Source organism: Fictibacillus arsenicus (assembly GCF_001642935.1).
GTDB lineage: Bacteria > Bacillota > Bacilli > Bacillales > Fictibacillaceae > Fictibacillus > Fictibacillus arsenicus_B.
This window is the reverse complement of sequence record NZ_CP016761.1, coordinates 3,715,724-3,734,091: the sequence shown is the minus strand read 5'-3', so window position 1 is coordinate 3,734,091 and position 18,368 is coordinate 3,715,724. Positions and strand designations below refer to the sequence as shown.

The 18,368-nt window shown below is 42.5% G+C and carries 12 protein-coding genes and 2 riboswitches; of the genes, 11 read left to right on the top strand and 1 reads right to left on the bottom strand.

What is annotated here, in order from left to right; genetic code table 11:
- Positions 1 to 149: 149 nt before the first annotated feature.
- The 10 genes from ABE41_RS18845 (at position 150) to ABE41_RS20815 (ending at position 16,207) form a co-directional block, all read left to right on the top strand.
- A complete protein-coding gene (locus ABE41_RS18845; protein WP_066293784.1) occupies positions 150 to 1,427 on the top strand; it encodes an extracellular solute-binding protein in 1,278 nt (425 codons plus the stop codon).
- Positions 1,428 to 1,498: 71 nt separating this feature from the next.
- Complete coding sequence (locus ABE41_RS18840; protein ID WP_066293782.1) at positions 1,499 to 2,476, top strand: carbohydrate ABC transporter permease; 978 nt, start codon at positions 1,499 to 1,501, stop codon at positions 2,474 to 2,476.
- A 28-nt stretch (positions 2,477 to 2,504) separates the two neighbouring features.
- Positions 2,505 to 3,347 (top strand): carbohydrate ABC transporter permease, encoded by an 843-nt coding sequence (locus ABE41_RS18835; RefSeq protein WP_066293780.1) that lies wholly within the window; start codon positions 2,505 to 2,507, stop codon positions 3,345 to 3,347.
- The gene (locus ABE41_RS18830) at positions 3,344 to 5,134 is read left to right on the top strand and encodes a glycoside hydrolase family 66 protein (RefSeq protein WP_066293777.1); all 1,791 of its coding nucleotides are present in this window, start codon (positions 3,344 to 3,346) and stop codon (positions 5,132 to 5,134) included. Before ABE41_RS18835 ends, ABE41_RS18830 begins: the two co-directional genes overlap by 4 nt.
- Before the next feature lie 40 nt (positions 5,135 to 5,174).
- Positions 5,175 to 6,980, top strand: coding sequence for a sensor histidine kinase (locus ABE41_RS18825; protein ID WP_066293775.1), 1,806 nt, complete (start codon positions 5,175 to 5,177; stop codon positions 6,978 to 6,980).
- Complete coding sequence (locus ABE41_RS18820; RefSeq protein WP_066293772.1) at positions 6,973 to 8,514, top strand: response regulator; 1,542 nt, start codon at positions 6,973 to 6,975, stop codon at positions 8,512 to 8,514. The genes ABE41_RS18825 and ABE41_RS18820 overlap by 8 nt, the downstream gene beginning before the upstream one ends.
- A gap of 22 nt (positions 8,515 to 8,536) precedes the next feature.
- A complete protein-coding gene (locus tag ABE41_RS18815) occupies positions 8,537 to 9,832 on the top strand; it encodes an extracellular solute-binding protein (RefSeq protein WP_066293771.1) in 1,296 nt (431 codons plus the stop codon).
- Positions 9,833 to 10,002: 170 nt separating this feature from the next.
- The gene (locus tag ABE41_RS18810; protein WP_066293770.1) at positions 10,003 to 10,206 is read left to right on the top strand and encodes a hypothetical protein; all 204 of its coding nucleotides are present in this window, start codon (positions 10,003 to 10,005) and stop codon (positions 10,204 to 10,206) included.
- 299 nt (positions 10,207 to 10,505) lie between these two features.
- A riboswitch (cyclic di-GMP riboswitch) is annotated at positions 10,506 to 10,591 on the bottom strand.
- Positions 10,592 to 10,825: 234 nt separating this feature from the next.
- Positions 10,826 to 15,172, top strand: coding sequence for an alpha-amylase family glycosyl hydrolase (locus ABE41_RS18805; RefSeq protein WP_066293768.1), 4,347 nt, complete (start codon positions 10,826 to 10,828; stop codon positions 15,170 to 15,172).
- Positions 15,173 to 15,307: 135 nt separating this feature from the next.
- The gene (locus ABE41_RS20815; RefSeq protein WP_216637405.1) at positions 15,308 to 16,207 is read left to right on the top strand and encodes a stalk domain-containing protein; all 900 of its coding nucleotides are present in this window, start codon (positions 15,308 to 15,310) and stop codon (positions 16,205 to 16,207) included.
- A 218-nt stretch (positions 16,208 to 16,425) separates the two neighbouring features.
- Here the strand turns inward: ABE41_RS20815 and ABE41_RS18795 are convergent, their stop codons facing one another.
- Complete coding sequence (locus ABE41_RS18795; RefSeq protein ID WP_066293766.1) at positions 16,426 to 16,695, bottom strand: hypothetical protein; 270 nt, start codon at positions 16,693 to 16,695, stop codon at positions 16,426 to 16,428.
- Between the two features lie 198 nt (positions 16,696 to 16,893).
- Here ABE41_RS18795 and ABE41_RS18790 point away from each other — a divergent pair, with 198 nt between their 5' ends.
- Positions 16,894 to 18,192: a YjiH family protein gene (locus ABE41_RS18790; protein WP_253805390.1), complete on the top strand. Its 1,299-nt coding sequence runs from the start codon at positions 16,894 to 16,896 to the stop codon at positions 18,190 to 18,192.
- Positions 18,193 to 18,249: 57 nt separating this feature from the next.
- A riboswitch (TPP riboswitch) is annotated at positions 18,250 to 18,356 on the top strand.
- The last annotated feature ends 12 nt before the right edge of the window (positions 18,357 to 18,368 follow it).

Below are 18,368 nucleotides of genomic sequence, written 5' to 3'. Positions count from 1 at the left end.
AAGGGAGATCGTACACCTTTTTTATTAGTTCATTAAGAAGGATGAGATAGAGTGTGGAAGATAATACACCATTCTGATAATGGAAGCGGTTACAAATATTCTGAAAATTTTTAATAATAGAACGAACAACACCAAAGGGGGATTTAAAAATGAAAACACCTTTTTCTAAAGTGTTAGGGATCCTGTCTATTATTGCTTTGCTTTTTGTAAGCGCTTGCTCATCCTCTGATCATTCATCGGAAAAGAGCTCAGATGGAAAAGTGACGATTGAATATTGGCATACTTACAGTGATCAAGAAGAAAAAGTATTAAAAGAAAAGATTAAACCGATGTTTGAAAAAGAACATCCTCATATTAAGCTAAAACTAACACGTATGCCTTATGAAGGACTAAAGCAGCAAGTTATCGCAGGTGTCTCCGGAAACGCAGCTCCAGACCTCATGCGTATGGACATCATCTGGGTGCCAGAGTTTGCAAAAATGGGTGCTTTAAAAGAAGTCAGCAGCTTAGATGGTTTCGATAATGTAAAATCGTCTGTATTTGAAGGTCCAATGGCTACAAATATTTTTGATGGAAAATACTACGGTGTTCCAGTGAATACGAACACAAAAATAGCAATCTATGACAAGAAAGTATTAGACAAAGCTGGTGTAACAGAAGTTCCAAAAACGATGGAAGAGCTTGCGGCGGCAGCTAAAAAAGCAAAGGATGCTGGAGCTAAAGGCGGAATCACGATCGGGGGAGCCAATGCTTGGGGTGTGCTTCCATATTTCTGGAGCTTAGGCGGAAAATTAACCAACGATGATTACACAAAGATTGATGGTTTTGTAAACAGTCCTGAAAGCGTAAAAGCATTAGAACAGCTTATCCAGTGGAACAAAGACAAAATCTTAAGCCCAACCATCCTTGGCGGTGAGCCAGGTGCCTGGGATGGAATCAAGAAGCATGAATATATGATGCTTGATGACGGACCCTGGTTCTACAGTGTCTTGATGAATGAAGAGAAGAAAAAAGAAGACCCGCTGGAGTATACCGTTCGCAGTCTGATACCTGAAGGGCCGGGTGGCAGCCGTTCTGTAATCGGTGGAGAGGATCTCGTCATCTTTGCAAACTCCAAGCATCCAGAAGAAGCTTGGACATTTGCACAATGGATGCTGACAGAAGAACCTCAGAAACTGATGTCTGAAACAGGCCTGATCCCAACAAACATGAACGCGGCAAAAGATCCTGAGTTTTTAAAGGTTCCTTTTGTAAAGGAGTATGTCGATCAATTGGAAACCGCATTACCAAGGACACCAATTCCGCAATGGTCTGAATTTGAACAAGTGTTTAACTTGAACATTGAAAAAGCACTCCGCGGCAAGATGTCAGCAAAAGAAGCGCTGGATGATGCTGCTAAACAAGGAGAAGCCATCCTTAAGAAATAGGAAAAAGCAGATGCACTTCACATTGAGTGGAGTGCATTTGTTCCACTATCAGATCGCAAGGGGGGAGAAAGATGGCATCTGTAAAACCAGCATTAAATAATGCGCCAAAATACAATCAGCAGCCAAATCCCAAACCAGAAGGAAAGAAGAGTGCCATTACAAAAGGTATCAAACAATGGGGGGAAGTATTTCCCTTTATCATGATTGGTTTGATTGGAGCGGTAGTCTTTGTTATTTATCCCTTAATTAAAGGGGTTATTATGAGCTTTCAAGACTACAGCATCATTCCAGGGGCAGAGAGTCCATTTGTAGGTCTTGAAAATTATAAAGAAGCGTTTCGTGATGAACAATTCAAATACGCAGTCAGAAATACACTTTTAAACACAGTGGTTACCGTACCGATCAACTGGTTTTTAGGTCTGGTATTTGCTGTTTTGATCAACATGCATTTTATAAAATACAAAATTACATTCAGGACGCTTTATTATTTGCCTATCATCACATCCTGGATCGTGGTTGCTTTTTTATTCCGCTATTTGTTTGCTGACGGAGAGAATGGCCTTATTAACTTTTTGCTGCATACGAAGCTTGGAATCATCGATGAACCAATCAGCTGGCTGCAAAATCAATGGACAGCCATGTTTGTGATCTGGACATTTCACATTTGGAAAACAGTCGGATGGACGGTTGTTATCTATTTAGCAGCACTGCAGGGAATTCCAAAAGAGCTGTATGAAGCAGCGAGCATTGACGGCGCAAACGGACTGCGCTTGTTCCGGAATGTTACGATTCCATTGTTAGGTCCGGTGACGATCTTTGTATTGATAAACCTGGTGATCGGCGCATTTAATATTTTCCCGCAAGTGTACTTTATTACGAATGGCGGCCCGATCGGCCAGACCGAAGTTTTACAAAGCATGATTTATAAGGAAGCGTTCAACAATTTTAATTTTGGCTATTCTTCTGCACTAGGTGTCATGATGGGACTTACGATCTTTTTCATAACATGGACACAGCAAAAGAAGATAGGAAACCAGAGATACTTTTAATTTTGTCTTTTAGAAAGGAGGACAAAGCGTGTATACAACAAAAACGAGTTTGTTTTGGAAGTTTGTCGTATATGCCGTACTGATAGCAGGTGCAGCCATATTTATTGTTCCGTTTATCTATATGCTTTTAACGACGTTCGTAGACAATGCGTATACGCTGCCCCGGCCGAGCGAGGTTTTCTCCGTCACACCGAATCTGGATAACTATGAAACGGTTTGGAACAGGAATAACTTTTTCCGTTATTTTTTAAACAGCTTATTGATCGCGGGAGTTTCGATGATCGGCAGCTTGTTTTTAGGTGCGTTGACCGCATATGCGTTCGCACGTTTTCATTTTCCGTTTAAAGAATTTCTGTTTCGCATGTTCCTTTTTACGATGATGATTCCCGTTGTGCTTGCAATCGTTCCTCAATTTACGGTTATCAGTAATCTTGGACTCGTAAATACGTACGCAGGATTATGGCTTCTCTACATCGGCGGCGGAGTAGTCGGATCAACATTCTTTCTTCGGGGCTTTTTTGAAACGATTCCGAAAGAGCTCGAAGATTCCATCCGGATCGATGGCGGCGGAAACTGGCGTATTTTTTGGAATATTTACTTGCCCTTGTCGAAACCGGCATTAGGAACAATGGCCATCTTCTCCTTTTCAGGAACATGGGATGAGTACTTTGTGGCACTTACCATTATAAAAGATGAAGCACTCCGTACACTGCCGATCGCACTCATGATGTTTCAAGGGCAGCACGCCAGCAACTGGGCATGGATCTTCGCGGCGTCTATCATCGCACTTCTGCCGGTTGTCTTGATCTATATCATCTTCCAAAAACATTTTGTGAAGAGCGGGTTAAGTGAAGGAAGTATGAAAGGATGAGAAAAAATTCATCAATCATTCTGCCGATGTTTGTTTGCATGTGTCTTTTGCTTGCGGCATGCTCATCCAAAAGCACTGTCGTTGAGATCGATGAAAAAGAAGAGAAGACCGATTATCTGGATTCGGTCGAAACCGACAAAGCCCGGTATAATCCAGGTGATACGGTTCACTTTACATTAAACTTAAAACAAAAAATGAACGGAGAGTCCCTCGTCATTCGTTATCGTCATGGTGACGAAACGGTAAAAGAAGAGGAAAAAGTAATAAAGCAAGACGAAACATTTATTTGGGAGTGGAAAACACCGAAAGATAATGAAAAAGGATATTTGGTAGAAGTCCTTTTAAAGAAAGAAAAAGAGTATGTTGACCATTTGAACATTGCAGTGGATGTATCAGAGGATTGGTCAAAGTTCCCGCGTTACGGGTATTTAGCCGATTTTGGTCAGATGGAAGCGGCTGAGCAGCAAAAGGTGATGAAACGTTTAAATCGCTATCATATCAACGGTGTTCAATTTTACGATTGGCAGTATAAACATAATCAGCCGATTCCGCCGGAAGGCAGCCCACTAGAGAAGGAATGGCCAGATATCGCGAACAGACCTGTTTCTTACCAAACCGTTAAGCAATATATAGACTTGTCCCATAAACTCAACATGATGGCTATGAACTATAACTTGTTGTTCGGTGCGTATGAGGATTCGGAAAAAGACGGCGTGAAGCGGGAGTGGGGGCTGTTTCAAGACTCTGCTCATGAGACACAGGATTCTCACCCGCTGCCCGATTCATGGGCGAGTGATATTATGCTCCTTGATCCGTCCAATAAAGAGTGGCAATCCTTTTTGCTTAAAAAGGAAATAGAAGCATTCAGCAAGCTCCCATTTGACGGCTGGCATGTGGACCAGCTCGGTGACCGGGGAATGCGTTGGGATTATGAAGGAAATATCGTAGCGCTTGACAAGTCATACATCGACTTCTTAAAAGCGGCAAAAGAAGCGTTGAACGTCCCTCTGGTCATGAACGCCGTAAATCAGTATGCACAGATCAATATCGCTCAACAAGCACCTGTTGACTTTCTTTATACGGAAATTTGGGAGCCTTTCAATCACTTCAGTCATCTAAAGCAGGTTATTGAGCAGAACAATAACTACAGCGGTTTCCAAAAAAATACGGTCCTTGCTGCCTACATGAATTATGATCTGTCAGACAGTACGGGCGAATTTAATACACCGGCCGTTCTGCTAACGAATGCCGTAATCTTTTCAGCAGGCGGGTCTCATTTAGAGCTCGGGGAAAACATGCTTTCCAAAGAATACTTTCCACATAAAAACCTGGAGATAACAGATCAGCTCGAGAGTCGATTAATCTCGTATTACGATTTTTTAACAGGTTATCAAAACTACCTTCGTGATGGTGTTAAGCCAGGATCTTTTGAAGTGGATGCTGTCAGTAAAGAGGTCAAGGTTTCTCCTGAGTTTAAAAAAGGTGAGATCCACTATTCTTCCTATGAAAAAGAGAATCAGGATATCGTCCACCTTATTAATTTTACAGATGCATCTACGATGGAGTGGAGAGATAATGAGGGTATGCAGACAGAGCCGAAAGAAATGAAAGACATAGAGTTAGAGATTCGAGCAGATAAAAAGGTGGAGAACGTATGGATTGCTTCTCCAGACCAATATTTGGGTTCCCCGGTTACACTAGATTTTGAGCAAAAAGATGGTAAAATGACTGTAATCATACCAGCATTGAAATATTGGGATATGCTTGTCATTGAATATGAAAAATAAAATCATAAATTGATAGTCTTACAAATGAGGGGCTGGAAAGATGATCCGACACACGTGGCAAAAACAAAGTATTGCTGTAAAGCTAATCGCAGCATTCTTGGTCGTGATCTTAATTCCAGCCTTTTTCTTAAGCTTTTTTTATTACAACTCCTCTTCTGCAATCATTAAAAAGAATGTCCGCGAATCCTCTCTTCAAATTACAAAACAAGCAGCAAACACACTCTCGTATATCTTTACGGTTGGCAGTGATACTTCGGAACTGGTATACGCGGATCCTGCTGTTCAGCAAACTGTTAAAATGGATACAGATGCCTCTGTAGCAAACATTGAAAAGCAAGAAAACAATAGGATTCTGACAGACAAATTGAATAACTATGTTTTTTCGAGCTCCTTCATAAAAATTATATATGTGCTGCAGGAAGAAAATACGAGCTGGGGAAGCGGTACATTCTCTTTTTATAAATGGAACAATGAACGAAAGTCAGAGCTAAAATGGCTGAGGGAGGCACAAGAAAAAGACGGTAAGCTTGTCTGGATGGGTCTCCAAAAAGACAGATACAGCGGAGGCGGAGACAATACAGAGCTTGTCCTGCCGGTAGGCCGCGTCCTAAAGGATTTTGAAACGCTTAATAATATCGGCTATATTTTAGTGAATCTGGATGGGAAGAATATCCTATCCAAGATTGATCAGCTGAAGCTTGGCAAGACGGGAAAATTCTTTGTCGTGAACGAAGAAGGAGAAATTATGATCCATCCGGATATCTCCCTGGTTGGAAGCAAGCTTAAGAATAATGATCTGTTTCGATCGGTCGTCCAAAATGAGAGAGCAGAATTTGAATATGTACATAACGACACGAATTATTACGGTGTTAAGCAGCAGTTGAGCAATGGCTGGATGATCGTGGGGACCGTGCCGATCCACGAGATAACAGGGCAGATGGAGAAGCTGCACCGTCTCGTGCTGCTATCCTCGCTCGGATTGGCCATTGCGGCCATTCTGATCGGACTATTTATCGCAGGGAAGATTACAAACCCGATCAAACAGCTGACGACACAAATGAGAAGTGTTGAAAAAGGGAACTTAAAAGCACGCACAAACGTTATCTCTGGTGATGAGATCGGACTGATGAGCAATCAGTTCAACACGATGATCGACCGAATAGAAGAGTTAATGGCAAGTGTTAAAGATGAACGGAGTAAAAAACAGCAGGCAGAGCTAAGGGCGATCAAGAACCGCATCAATCCTCATTTTCTCTTTAACACGTTAAGCACGATCAAATGGCTGATCCAGTTTAAGCAGAACGAAAAGGCGAATGAAGCGATCTCGGCATTAACGCGGCTGCTTGAAGCGAACATGGGCAAGAAGGGAAACTTCATTACCGTTAAAGAGGAACTAGATATTTTAGAAAAATACTTAGTGATTCTGAAAATCAGATATGATCGGGAATTTAAGATGGATATCGATATTGCTGAAACGCTTCTGGATTTTCGGATTCCGAGAATGCTGCTGCAGCCTATCGTGGAAAATGCGATCTTCCATGGCATCGTTCCAACGGATAAAGTCGGGCTGATCCAATTAAAAGCAGAAGAAGAGGAAAAGGGAGCGATGAAATTTACCATTACGGATAACGGCAATGGATTTGATCCGTCAAAATTAAAACAAGTCAAAGATATGGCAACGTCTATACAGAATGCTTTTATAGGGATTGGACTCTCGCATGTGTACGAAAGTATTAAGCTTTATTACTCGCCAAAATCAACAATGATCGTTGAAAGCCAAAAAGGGACGGGAACACAGATCACACTGTTGCTCTATCCGTTAAAGGAAGGTGAAGGTCATGTATAAAGTCATGATTGTGGATGATGAGCCTGTTATTCGTTATGGATTAAAAGCATCGATACCGCTCGATGACGGCAAGTACGAACTAACAGGTGCTTTTGCAAACGGGAAAGAAGCGCTCGGATTTTTTAAGAAGCAATGTCCTGATATCCTGATCACAGATATTAAGATGCCAGTAATGGACGGATTAGAGCTGGCCAGACTTGCGTTAGACATCCATCCTTCCCTAAAGATCATTTTCATCAGCAGCTACAGCGATTTTAATTATGTAAGAGAAGGTCTCAAGCTTGGTGCGGTTGATTACTTGCTAAAACCAACATTAGAGCCGGAAGATCTGCTTCAGTTGATTGAAAAATGCGCACTGCTTATTGAGCAGGAACAAAAGATTCAGCATGATCTTCATGAGCATAGAGAGACCCAAAAAGGGCTTCACCGAAAAGAATTGGAACAGGAACTGAAGCTGACGCTGGCTACAAATGAACATCGGCCAGATCCCGTGAAATGGAACTCCGTGTTTCAAAAAGGCTTTGTCATCGCATATGGAAGAATTCATAAAAGAAAAGAGCTTGCAGAAAAATACGGATATCTTTTTGCTGGGATTAAAGCAGAAGAAGTGGTCGATGTCTTTTACAGATTTTTTGATACAGGTACGATGTTTTCTCTTTATAATTCTGACGTTGTTCTAGTTCTGCCTCATGAGAAGGAATTAGAGAACGGTCTGCATCATGTAAAAAACAAGCTCGAAGGGGAAACGGGCATCACCCTGCTTTTTGGTTACCAGACAGGGGAAGAGGCCACTCAGTTTAATACGTGTTTTTATCAGGCGAAAGAAGCGTGTGATCATCATTTTTATGACGTTTCAAATGAATGCTATCCGTATGCTGCTGACTTTTTAGAGGAAGAGAGTAAGACTAACGGTTATCAAACTTCGTTGAAAGAAGCTGTCGGTGAAAGTGATAGCGTAAAAATAGAGCTTATAAAAGAAGAATGGATCGCTGAATGGGAAAAAAGGTCGGCGGCACCTGATAGAGTAAAACGTGAAGCGGGTCAGATGTTAAGCATCCTTTTTCAAAGGAAAGTAGATATTCCGATTCTTCTGCAGAAAATGGATGAGCTCACTCATACAGAAACAGTGGAAGAGCTTAAAGCGCTCCTTTATGCGACAATCGCACAATGGGACGTAGAACACCCTGTATCATTTGATTCCTTGACCTCCCATCAGCATCTTATGGAAAAAGCATTGCATTATATCAAGCAAAATTACACATCCGATCTAACCCTGCAAAAAATGGCGGACTACAGTTATATAAGCAAAAATTATTTCAGTCTATTATTCAAAAAATACATGGATCAAAACTTCATCGATTATGTCATCTCATTGCGGATTAAAAAGGCAGAAGACCTGCTGGCCAATACTTCATTAAAAGTATATGAGGTCGCACACAAATCCGGATTTAATGATGTAAAGTATTTCAGCAAACTCTTTAAAAAGCTTACAGGTTTCAGTCCAGTTGAGTTTCGGGAAAAAGCGCACCAATAAAACAGAGCAGAGGAGGTTACGTATGGTTAAACAAAAAAGGTATGGTTACAAAATGCTTTTGTTTTTTTGTTTAGCTTTACTTCTAAACGGCTGCTCTGATCAGATTATTAATAACAAAGACACCGTTCCTGCTCTCGATAAAAAAGAGAAAGTAGAAGAGCTTGTCTTTTGGCACACATACAGTGATGAAGAGACGAGGGTGTTCGAGGAAGATCTGCTGCCGCTTTTTCAAAAAAAGTACCCGAACATAAAAATTACATCCGTCAGGCAGCCATACAATGAGCATTTAAAATCCGCTCTTATATCAAAAGGATCCTCAGGACAAGCCCCGGATGTAGTAAGGATTGATATTGCCTGGGTTCCGGAATTCGCTTCCCTGGGGTTGCTCGAACCTCTGGATCATTTTACGGGTTTTAATCACAAGAAAAAAACATTATATGCAAATGCACTCCAAACCAATTTTTACAACGGACTATACTACGGACTTCCCGTTAATATCACCACCAAAGCAGCGATATACAACAAATTATCCCTTCGCAGAGCAGGTTTTGAGAAGCCTCCTGAAACAATGGAGGATTTCTTAAAGCTTGCTGAAAAAAAACAGGGAAAAGCATATATTGGGATGAAAGGAGTGAATGGGTGGGATAGCCTTCCTTTCTTCTGGGGACTTGGCGGCATGTTAACAAACGGTGATTATACGGAAGCAACTGGATATTTTAACAGCGAAGAAAGTATTCAGGCGATAAAAACGATAAAAGGCTGGAAAGAAAAAGGACTGTTTGCGCCAAACTTTACAGCTGGATCGGTTGATACATGGAACTCGATCCTTCAGGGACAGGCGTTTATGGCGGAAGATGGACCATGGTTTTACAGTGTGCTATCCACTTCTTATTACACTGTGGAACAACTCATGAACGTAACGATTCCTGCTCCTTTTCCGGTAGATCAGCAAGGAAAAGGATCAATACTTGGGGGTGAAAACCTCGTGATCATGAAAGGGACAGAACATAAAGACGCTTCATGGACGTTTATGAACTGGATGACAAGTAAAGACATACAGCTGCGCATGTTTAATTCGGGTATCCTCCCTGCCAATAAAGAAGCTGCTAATTCTTCAGCGATGTTAAAAACGCCTTATATGAAGGCGTATGTGGAAGGGCTGGAAAACGCCCGTCTGCGTCCGCCAGTAAAAAGCTGGTCCCGTATGGAAAATATTTATACGAAAGCGATGGAAGCTATTATTTTTCATGAACAGGACATTGAGACAACTTTAGATGATGCAGCCGCAAGAATGGATCAGCTATTAAAAAGTGAATGATAAGAACATTTGTAAAGCAAATATTAACATTATACAGAAAGTGTAAAGTCTCCGTTATGACTTGGTAAATTCCGTCTTTTCGGTTTTTTTTCGTGATATATTCTGAGCAGGGACAAAGAAATCCCGTACTCATGCAAATCATAATGAAAATCCGAAGGGAGCAATTTAAGATGAGCAAAACGTTTATGGCGAAAATCGGAGCATCTCTTTTGGCAATTATGTTAATCACTGCATGTAACAATCAGGAAGACAACACGGAAGAAGAAACAAATACGGAAGAAACTGAAACCCAAGACGAGGAAACATCAACAGAAGAAGGTTCTACTGAAGAAACTACAACAGATGAGGAATCAACTGAGGAGTCAGCTGAATAAGATATAAAAACGGACCAGGCCTCTACCTTCCAGAGAGGACCTGGTGTTTTATTTTTTGGAGGGAGCGAGGTTGCCGGTAATGAAACCTAGTGTCAAAAATCGTGTATCTCTTAATTAACGTGCGATTTTTCATTTTAATGTGCGATTCCAGGTTGCTAACGTGTGATTTTATAAAATAACGTGCGATTATAAGTAAAAAACCCTTCCATAAGTTTTCGGAAGGGTTCATTATTATTCTTTGTTCTTGCCTTTATTTTCTTTCTCTTTACCTTTTTCTTCGTTTCCACGGTCATTTTTACGATCGCAGCTGGCTGGCATTACACGGTGTGCAGAAGCCCCTTTAGCTTTGCGTCGCTATGTTTCCATAGGTTTGCCTTTATCCTTTTACGTTTCCAGTGTGCGTAATTCATGCTTTATATCGGTTAGAAATTAATTAGATAAAAGGTTTTAAAGGAAAATAAGAATATTTACCTATTTATTTACAGTCTTATCAGCCGAATGGCGCATTTTCCAATATAAGAAAACATGGGATAATAATTGAAATGAAAGCGCTAACTTAAATGCATTTGTGCAAACGCTTTCACTTATTTGCACAACATTTTAAAAAGGGGGATACAAAGTGAGGAAGAAACAATCGCGTTACGCAGTATCATGGCTTTTATTATTTACGATGATTTTGCAAACGTTTGCATCTGCACTGCTTATACAGCCAGCGAAAACGACAGCTGAAGAAAGAACGGTGACACTCGTTGGCAGCCTGCAAGACGAACTTGGCGGATCTGGAGAGTGGAATCCAGCAGATCCTGCAACGAAGATGGAGCTACAGCCAAATGGAAAGTACAAGCTTACAGGAACATTGCCTGCAGGCAGTTATGAATACAAGATCGCCATCAACGGTTCTTGGGATGAGAACTATGGCGTTGATGGAAAAGCGGGTGGTGACAACTACAAACTTACTCTGGATTCTGAAAAAGAGGTAACGTTTATGTATGACGACACGACGCATAAAGTTACAATTCCTGAACCACTTCCAGCGGAACAGACTCCGCGTATCGTCGGCGACATCCAGCCTGATATCGGTGCTGGCGGTGAATGGTCACCAGGAGAATCCACGGCACTTTTACAAGATGAAGATTTAGACAGTATCTACACATATACAACACAAGTGCCAAAAGGGAAGCACGAGTTTAAAATTGTTCTCGGAAACGACTGGAATGCGCCTGCTTATCCAGCCGACAACTTTGTACTAAACGTCATAAAAGACGCTGAAATTACGTTCTTTTATAACCATGACACAAAAGAAGTGTATACCAACTATGATGCTGGATTGCCGGACGGCAGTGTGAACGGGGACAAGCTGTACCATGATACGTGGAACGAAGCATTCCGTGCACCATTTGGGGCGATCAAAGCAGGTGAAGCCGTAACACTGCGCCTTCAAACGAAAAAAGGCGACCTGACTGGCGCGAAACTTTACCTCCGAAACTACAACTCTGGCAGCACGACCGTAAAAGATATGGAGAACGGTGGATGGACAACGGTTAACGGTGAAGAGATCGAGCTTTGGGAAGCTACGGTTACACCTGAGGAAAAAGGTGTTTACGGATATAAATTTACGGCACGTGATGGAGACGCTGTAAAAGAATACGGTGAGGACACTGCGGAAGGCGGAAAAGGTGCGGTTGCTGACACGAACGCTGGTCTTTTCCAAATGACCGTTTACGATCCTTCTTATAAAACGCCAGACTGGATGAAAGAGTCTGTTGTTTATCAGATTTTCCCTGACCGTTTTTTCAATAGCAACAAAAAGAACGATACAGCAAAAACAACAGCGCGCGGGGAAGAACCTATCGAACATCAAGAGTGGAGTGAGCTTCCGGACAACCCGCGTCAAGCTGAAACAGAAGGATACGAAGGCGACGAGATCTGGTCGAACGATTTCTTTGGCGGTGACATTGCCGGTGTCCAAAAGAAGCTAGACTACATTCAATCTCTTGGCGTGAACACACTTTACTTGAACCCGATCGCACATGCTGCATCGAACCATAAGTACGATGCGACAGACTACAAGGCGATCGATCCGATGTTTGGAACACCTGAAGAATTCAAAGCTTTTACAAAAGAACTGAAAAAACGCAAGATGCACCTGATCTTAGACGGCGTGTTCAACCACGTTGGTGACGACTCGATCTATTTTGACCGTTACGGAAAATACGACACGGTTGGTGCTTACGAATATTGGGCAAGCATTTATGATCTTATGAACGAGCAAGGCTTAACAGAAGAAGAAGCGAAGAAACAAACTGAAGAGAAGTTCACAGCAGAAGGACAGAAATTCAGTTCATACGGCTTCCACAACTGGTTTAACATCGAGAACGAAAAAGTGAACGGTGTCTATAAATACCAAGCGTGGTGGGGATTCGATTCACTTCCAGAGATCAAATCGATTCCAGGTGAAGCAGTAGACTATGATTCTGAGTTAAATAACAAGCCATTCGCGGACTATATCATGTATGACGAAGATTCTGCGGCAAAATCTTGGCTGGACCGCGGTGCATCAGGCTGGCGCTTGGATGTAGCGAACGAAGTAGATACCGAGTTTTGGAGAGAGTTCCGTGACGAACTAAAAGAAGGCAAGAAGGACGATCCGTTGATCCTTGGCGAGATCTGGGATGATGCGTCTGAATACTTCCTTGGCGATCTTTACGACTCTGTAATGAACTACCGTTTCCGCGGTGCGATGATCGACTACTTAAAGAACGGGAACGCAAAGGGTGCTGAAGATCAGCTGAACGCTGTTTTTGAAGATTACCCGCAGGAAGCATTCTACGCGCTCATGAACTTGATGGGATCGCACGATACACCTCGTGCTGCTTTTGTGCTTGGAAACGGTACAGACTCCTACGAACGTGCTGAGCTGGATCCGAATTATAACCATGAGCTTGGCGTGAAGCGTCTGAAGCTTGCGGCGATTTTACAGATGGGCTATGCCGGAGCGCCGACCGTTTATTATGGAGATGAAGCTGGCGTTACAGGCTCAAAGGATCCCGATGACCGCAGAACATATCCGTGGGGTTCTGAAGATAAGGAACTTGTGAAGCATTATCAAGAAATCGGTAAAGTTCGTGCTTACTATCATAATCTGTTCAGCTATGGTGAGTTAAATCACTTATACGCTGAAAAAGACGTGCTGACATACACACGTACTGACAAAAAGAACGCAGCGGTAGTGATCACAAACCGCGGCAGTGAAGAAAAAACAGTTGAGCTAGATGTGAAAAAGCTGATCGTAAACAACGTGAAGCTGACTGATCAGCTCGATAAAACATACAAAGCAAGCGTGAAAGACGGCAAGCTGACAGTAACCGTTCCTGCGATGAGCGGACGCATGCTCGTGTCAGACAAAGGACAGATCTTAAAGAGTCCTGAAGCGGTAACGAACGTGAAGGCAACGGAAGCTAGCCACTCAGTATCGCTGACATGGGAAGGCGACGCGAGAAGTTATGCAGTCTACCAAACGACAATCTCTGGGGCTTTTTATGAAAAGGTCGCAGAGACAAAAGGTAATTCTATCAAAATTGATGGCTTAGATAACGGCCGCAAATACTATTTCGGGGTAGTTGCGATCGACAAGAACAATAACAAATCTGTGAAAACAGAATCGGATGCAGCAATCCCGCACGTTGCTTTAAAAGAAGGAAACTATGAGATTGCTAATGTAACGGAGCTTCAAAACGGTGTGATCGATCTTTCCAAATCACAAAACGTTTCAGCTGACATTTTTATAAAAGGTGAAACAGAAAGTGATTTAGCGGAAGGTCTGCAAGCCGAACTTCAAGTGAAGGAACCAGGCAAGGACACATGGACATCACATCCAGCAAGCTACACAACGCAAAACGGCGAGTTCAACAGTTTCAGCGGTACATTCCTGCCGTTTAACGAAGGAACGTATGAATACCGCTACGCGTTCTCGACAGATCTAGGAAGAACGTGGGTAACGAGTGAAACAAAATCCGTAACGTTCACAAAAGGTGACGACACAACAGCTCCGGCATCTTCTGTCACTTTAGAAGAACCAGCTCAAGAGTCTGGACAAGTGAACTTAAAGTGGTCAGTTGAAGGAGCGAACGAGCCATACTTGTTCACCATTGTCCGAGACGGAGAAGTGATCGATCAGATCCTGGATACGAACTCATCAACTTACAAGGACATGAACGTAACTAATGGCAAAACATATTCATACGAAGTGCACATCTACGACAAATCAGGGAACAGCGTGAAGTCAAATGCGGTAACCGTAATGCCTGACCTTGTGATGGTAAAAGTAACGATGAAAGTAAACGCACCAGCGTATACACCACAGGGCGTAGATATCACGATGCCGGGCAGCAAAAACGGCTGGAACACAGGTGCGTGGAAGATGACGCGCGGTGGTGCTGTAACGAACGATTATGAATACACGTTTGAAGCGCAAGAAGGCGAAGTCATTACGTACAAGTACGCGAAGAACAGCTCGTGGGATCAAGAAGGGCTTGCTGACCACACGCCAGCTAACCCAAACGATGATGACGTGAGCTACTACGGCTACGGCGCACCAGGAACGGACCTGAGCTTTGTTGTTACGAACCAAGGCGGCAACGAGATGGTTGTTCAAAATAAGATCCTGCGCTGGATCGACATGCCGGTTGTCGTAACATCACATGCTGACGGCCAAACTGTAACATCTGACACGATCACGCTAAAAGGAAATGCGATTAAAGAAGGCGTGATGACGATTAACGGTGAAGCAGTCACGATCAATGATGACATGATGTTCTCGCATACAGTTAACTTGACTGATGGAGAGAACAAGCTGAACATCCACATTGAGCCGTCAGAAGAAAACAAATCTGAAATCTTTAAAAATGACGGCGGGGCAATTGGGAAGAACACGAAAGATATTCCGATGACTATTATTAAAAACTAGTAAAGAGAAGGTGCTGCTGGATTAAAATTCCGACGGCATCTTTTTTCATTACATTTTCTTTACTATTCTAGTTTTGAGCATTTTTGGAAGTGTATATATGCTATATTCATATATGATTTTAGAGGGGGGAAGAGTATGAAATTTTTGGGGAGTCTACTTGCTGCAAGTCTATTTTTCTTAGGGCTCTACAGCACAGACGCAGCTGCAGAATCTTTTAACGTGAAGATCGGTAATGAGAGTGTTGTTTTTCCGGACGCAAAACCTATTGTTCAAAATAATAGATTGTTAGTTCCGCTGAGACCGGTTTTTGAATCCATGAATGCCGATGTGAAGTGGAATCCTGACACAAACGCTGTTACCTCACAGCTATCGAAATATGGTACAACAGCTAAACTAGCATTAAACACACAATCACTTTTTTTAGAAAAGCAATATAGCAATAAATACTACATTCAGCAATCTGACGTTAAGCCCGTTGTCATAAACAATCGAACATACATACCGCTTCGATTAGTTGGAGAAGCATACGGATATGACGTGCTTTGGAATGGAAGTACGAATACAGCAACTTATAAAGAAACAGGGTCACTTCATCTAGCAGATCCTACTTACAAAACACATTTGTCTACTGCATCAATCAGTAAACAAAACGTTTATGAGCTTGAAACCTTCTTTTCCGTAAACAAATACCGTTCAAGTTATGGTAAGAAAGAGTTAGCCTTGAACCCAACATTAAGCAATGTGGCGAGAGAAAAATCCCGTGACATGCTCGTGAAAAATTATTTTGACCACACATCGCCAACATATGGATCACCTTTTGATATGATGAAGCAGTTTGGCATTTCGTACACTTCTGCAGGGGAGAACATTGCCGCAGGTTATACGACCACGAGTGCCGTTATGACCGGCTGGATGAATAGCACAGGTCACAAAGCAAACATCTTGAGTGATAACTTCACACAAATCGGTGTGGGTTATATAAAAGGTACAACAGGTTATAAGACGTATTGGACGCAGATGTTTATTCGTCCATAAAAAATAGAATGTCTCTTCATGAGGCATCCTATTTGAGTGGGGAATGGGCAGTTTAGACTCATAGAGCTGCCAGTTTGGTTCGTAGAAATAGAATTGGTTCATTGAGCGTGCATTTTGACTCATAGATAGGCAGGTTTGACCCATTGAAACCTAGTTTGACCCATAGACCAGAGACTTTGGTTCATAGAGAAAAAAGAGCTGCCAAATTCGGCAGCTCTTTACCTTTTATATCTTTCCAAAATCGACTCCGTAACCGACTCCACATCTCCATTCCTCTTTTTAACCTCAGCATACCTCTCATAATCCTCAGCCGAAACCTCTAACAAAAAGCTTTTCGGAAAGATATAAGGCTTGCCTTGATCCTGTTCGTCCAGGTTGTTTAGCACTTCAAGTTCATCTTCGTTTTCCTTGTTGCGGTCAGGATCATAAACAAACATCTTTCCATACTCTTCTTCCACACTTTTATTAACGTTAATAAAATACTTCATTCAAAACACTCCTGTTTTTTGATTATGTAAATGTTATTCCCTAGACACGTGATAATCAGACATGAAAAGGTACAGAAAGGGAAAATAACTTATAAAAATTGTACAAGCAGGACTCGGCATAATTCGAACTTTGTCCCGATAAACTGTAGAGAGAGCCTGGCACGGCGGGCTTATCACACGGAAAGGGAGTTGAAAGAAGTGAAAACTGCAGGTTCCTGGTCTCATTCCTTAAAATTTCTTTTGTTCAGTGCAGTTGGTATTTTCATGTTCTTCATTCCGATTACGGTCAAAGGAAAGTCGTCTATTCCGCTCGATCACCTCGTGACTTGGGTAAGGGATACGGCGGGTGAAGCCGTTCCGCTCTATGCATTGCTCGTTATTCTTCTTGGCGCTGTTTATCCTTTTTATACGAAAACGTGGAACAAAGACCGGGTCACAACCACGTTCTCTCTGTTAAAAGTTGTGGGATTGGTTGCAGCCGTTCTTCTTTATTTTGAATGGGGTCCGGGCTGGTTAAGCGACCCGAACATGGGGCCGTTTTTATTCGAAAAACTCGTTATTCCTGTAGGATTGCTTGTTCCAATCGGAGCGGTGTTCTTAGCGTTTATCGTAGGATATGGTCTGATGGAGTTCATTGGAGTGCTCGTTCAAAAAATCATGCGGCCCATCTGGAAAACACCGGGCAGGTCAGCGGTTGATGCCGTTGCCTCATTTGTAGGAAGCTATTCCATTGGCCTTCTGATCACGAACCGCGTGTTTAAAGAAGGAAAGTATACGGTGAAAGAAGCGGCCATTATCGCGACAGGGTTCTCTACCGTTTCTGCAACGTTCATGATCGTTGTGGCAAACACGCTCGGTCTCATGGAAATGTGGAACACCTACTTCTGGACGACACTTGTCGTGACATTCCTTGTAACAGCAATTACGGTTCGAATCCGTCCTTTAAGCCGAATGGATGATACGTACTCAGATGGCGAAGGTCACCCTGAGGAAGTGGTAACCGAGAAATATCTGCAAACCGCGTGGAGAAATGCGATGGATTCATCACAGAACGCTCCTGCTTTTTTGACTAATATCTGGTCCAACTTAAAAGACGGCTTCGTGATGGCGATGAGTATATTGCCTTCGATCATGAGCGTTGGTCTGATCGGCCTATTGTTAGCAGAATACACGCCTGTTTTTGACTGGATTGGCTACGTGTTCTATCCAATCACATGGGCGCTTCAGCTTCCGGATGCCATGCTTGCTGCGAAAGCGGCGTCAATCGGAGTTGCTGAGATGTTCCTGCCAGCATTGCTTGTTGCCGAAGCAGCACTTGTAACAAAATTTGTAATCGGGGTTGTTTCTGTAGCTTCTATACTGTTCTTTTCAGCAAGTATTCCGTGTGTGCTGTCAACGGATATTCCGGTCAGTTTGCCGAAGCTTGTGCTGATCTGGTTCCAGCGTACGGTGTTGGCGTTAATCTTAGCGACTCCACTCGCGTATTTATTGTTATAAAACCGGTTGTTATGTAAGCCCTTAAACGATAGAATGAAAATATAAAAAATGAATACTTATTGCCACTAGGGGTGCCTTTTAGAAGGCTGAGATTGAAGTGAACTTTAAGACCCTTGGAACCTGATTTGGTTAGAACCAGCGTAGGGAAGTGGTGTGTGGAACAGATCTTTAACGAT

Excerpts from the sequence above, each read along its gene's own strand:
- ABE41_RS18845 (WP_066293784.1), top strand. The coding sequence starts at position 150 with ATGAAAACACCTTTTTCTAAAGTGTTAGGGATCCTGTCTATTATTGCT.
- ABE41_RS18840 (WP_066293782.1), top strand. The coding sequence starts at position 1,499 with ATGGCATCTGTAAAACCAGCATTAAATAATGCGCCAAAATACAATCAG.
- ABE41_RS18830 (WP_066293777.1), top strand. The coding sequence starts at position 3,344 with ATGAGAAAAAATTCATCAATCATTCTGCCGATGTTTGTTTGCATGTGT.
- ABE41_RS18825 (WP_066293775.1), top strand. The coding sequence starts at position 5,175 with ATGATCCGACACACGTGGCAAAAACAAAGTATTGCTGTAAAGCTAATC.
- ABE41_RS18820 (WP_066293772.1), top strand. The coding sequence starts at position 6,973 with ATGTATAAAGTCATGATTGTGGATGATGAGCCTGTTATTCGTTATGGA.
- ABE41_RS18815 (WP_066293771.1), top strand. The coding sequence starts at position 8,537 with ATGGTTAAACAAAAAAGGTATGGTTACAAAATGCTTTTGTTTTTTTGT.
- ABE41_RS18810 (WP_066293770.1), top strand. The coding sequence starts at position 10,003 with ATGAGCAAAACGTTTATGGCGAAAATCGGAGCATCTCTTTTGGCAATT.
- ABE41_RS20815 (WP_216637405.1), top strand. The coding sequence starts at position 15,308 with ATGAAATTTTTGGGGAGTCTACTTGCTGCAAGTCTATTTTTCTTAGGG.
- ABE41_RS18795 (WP_066293766.1), bottom strand. The coding sequence starts at position 16,695 with ATGAAGTATTTTATTAACGTTAATAAAAGTGTGGAAGAAGAGTATGGA.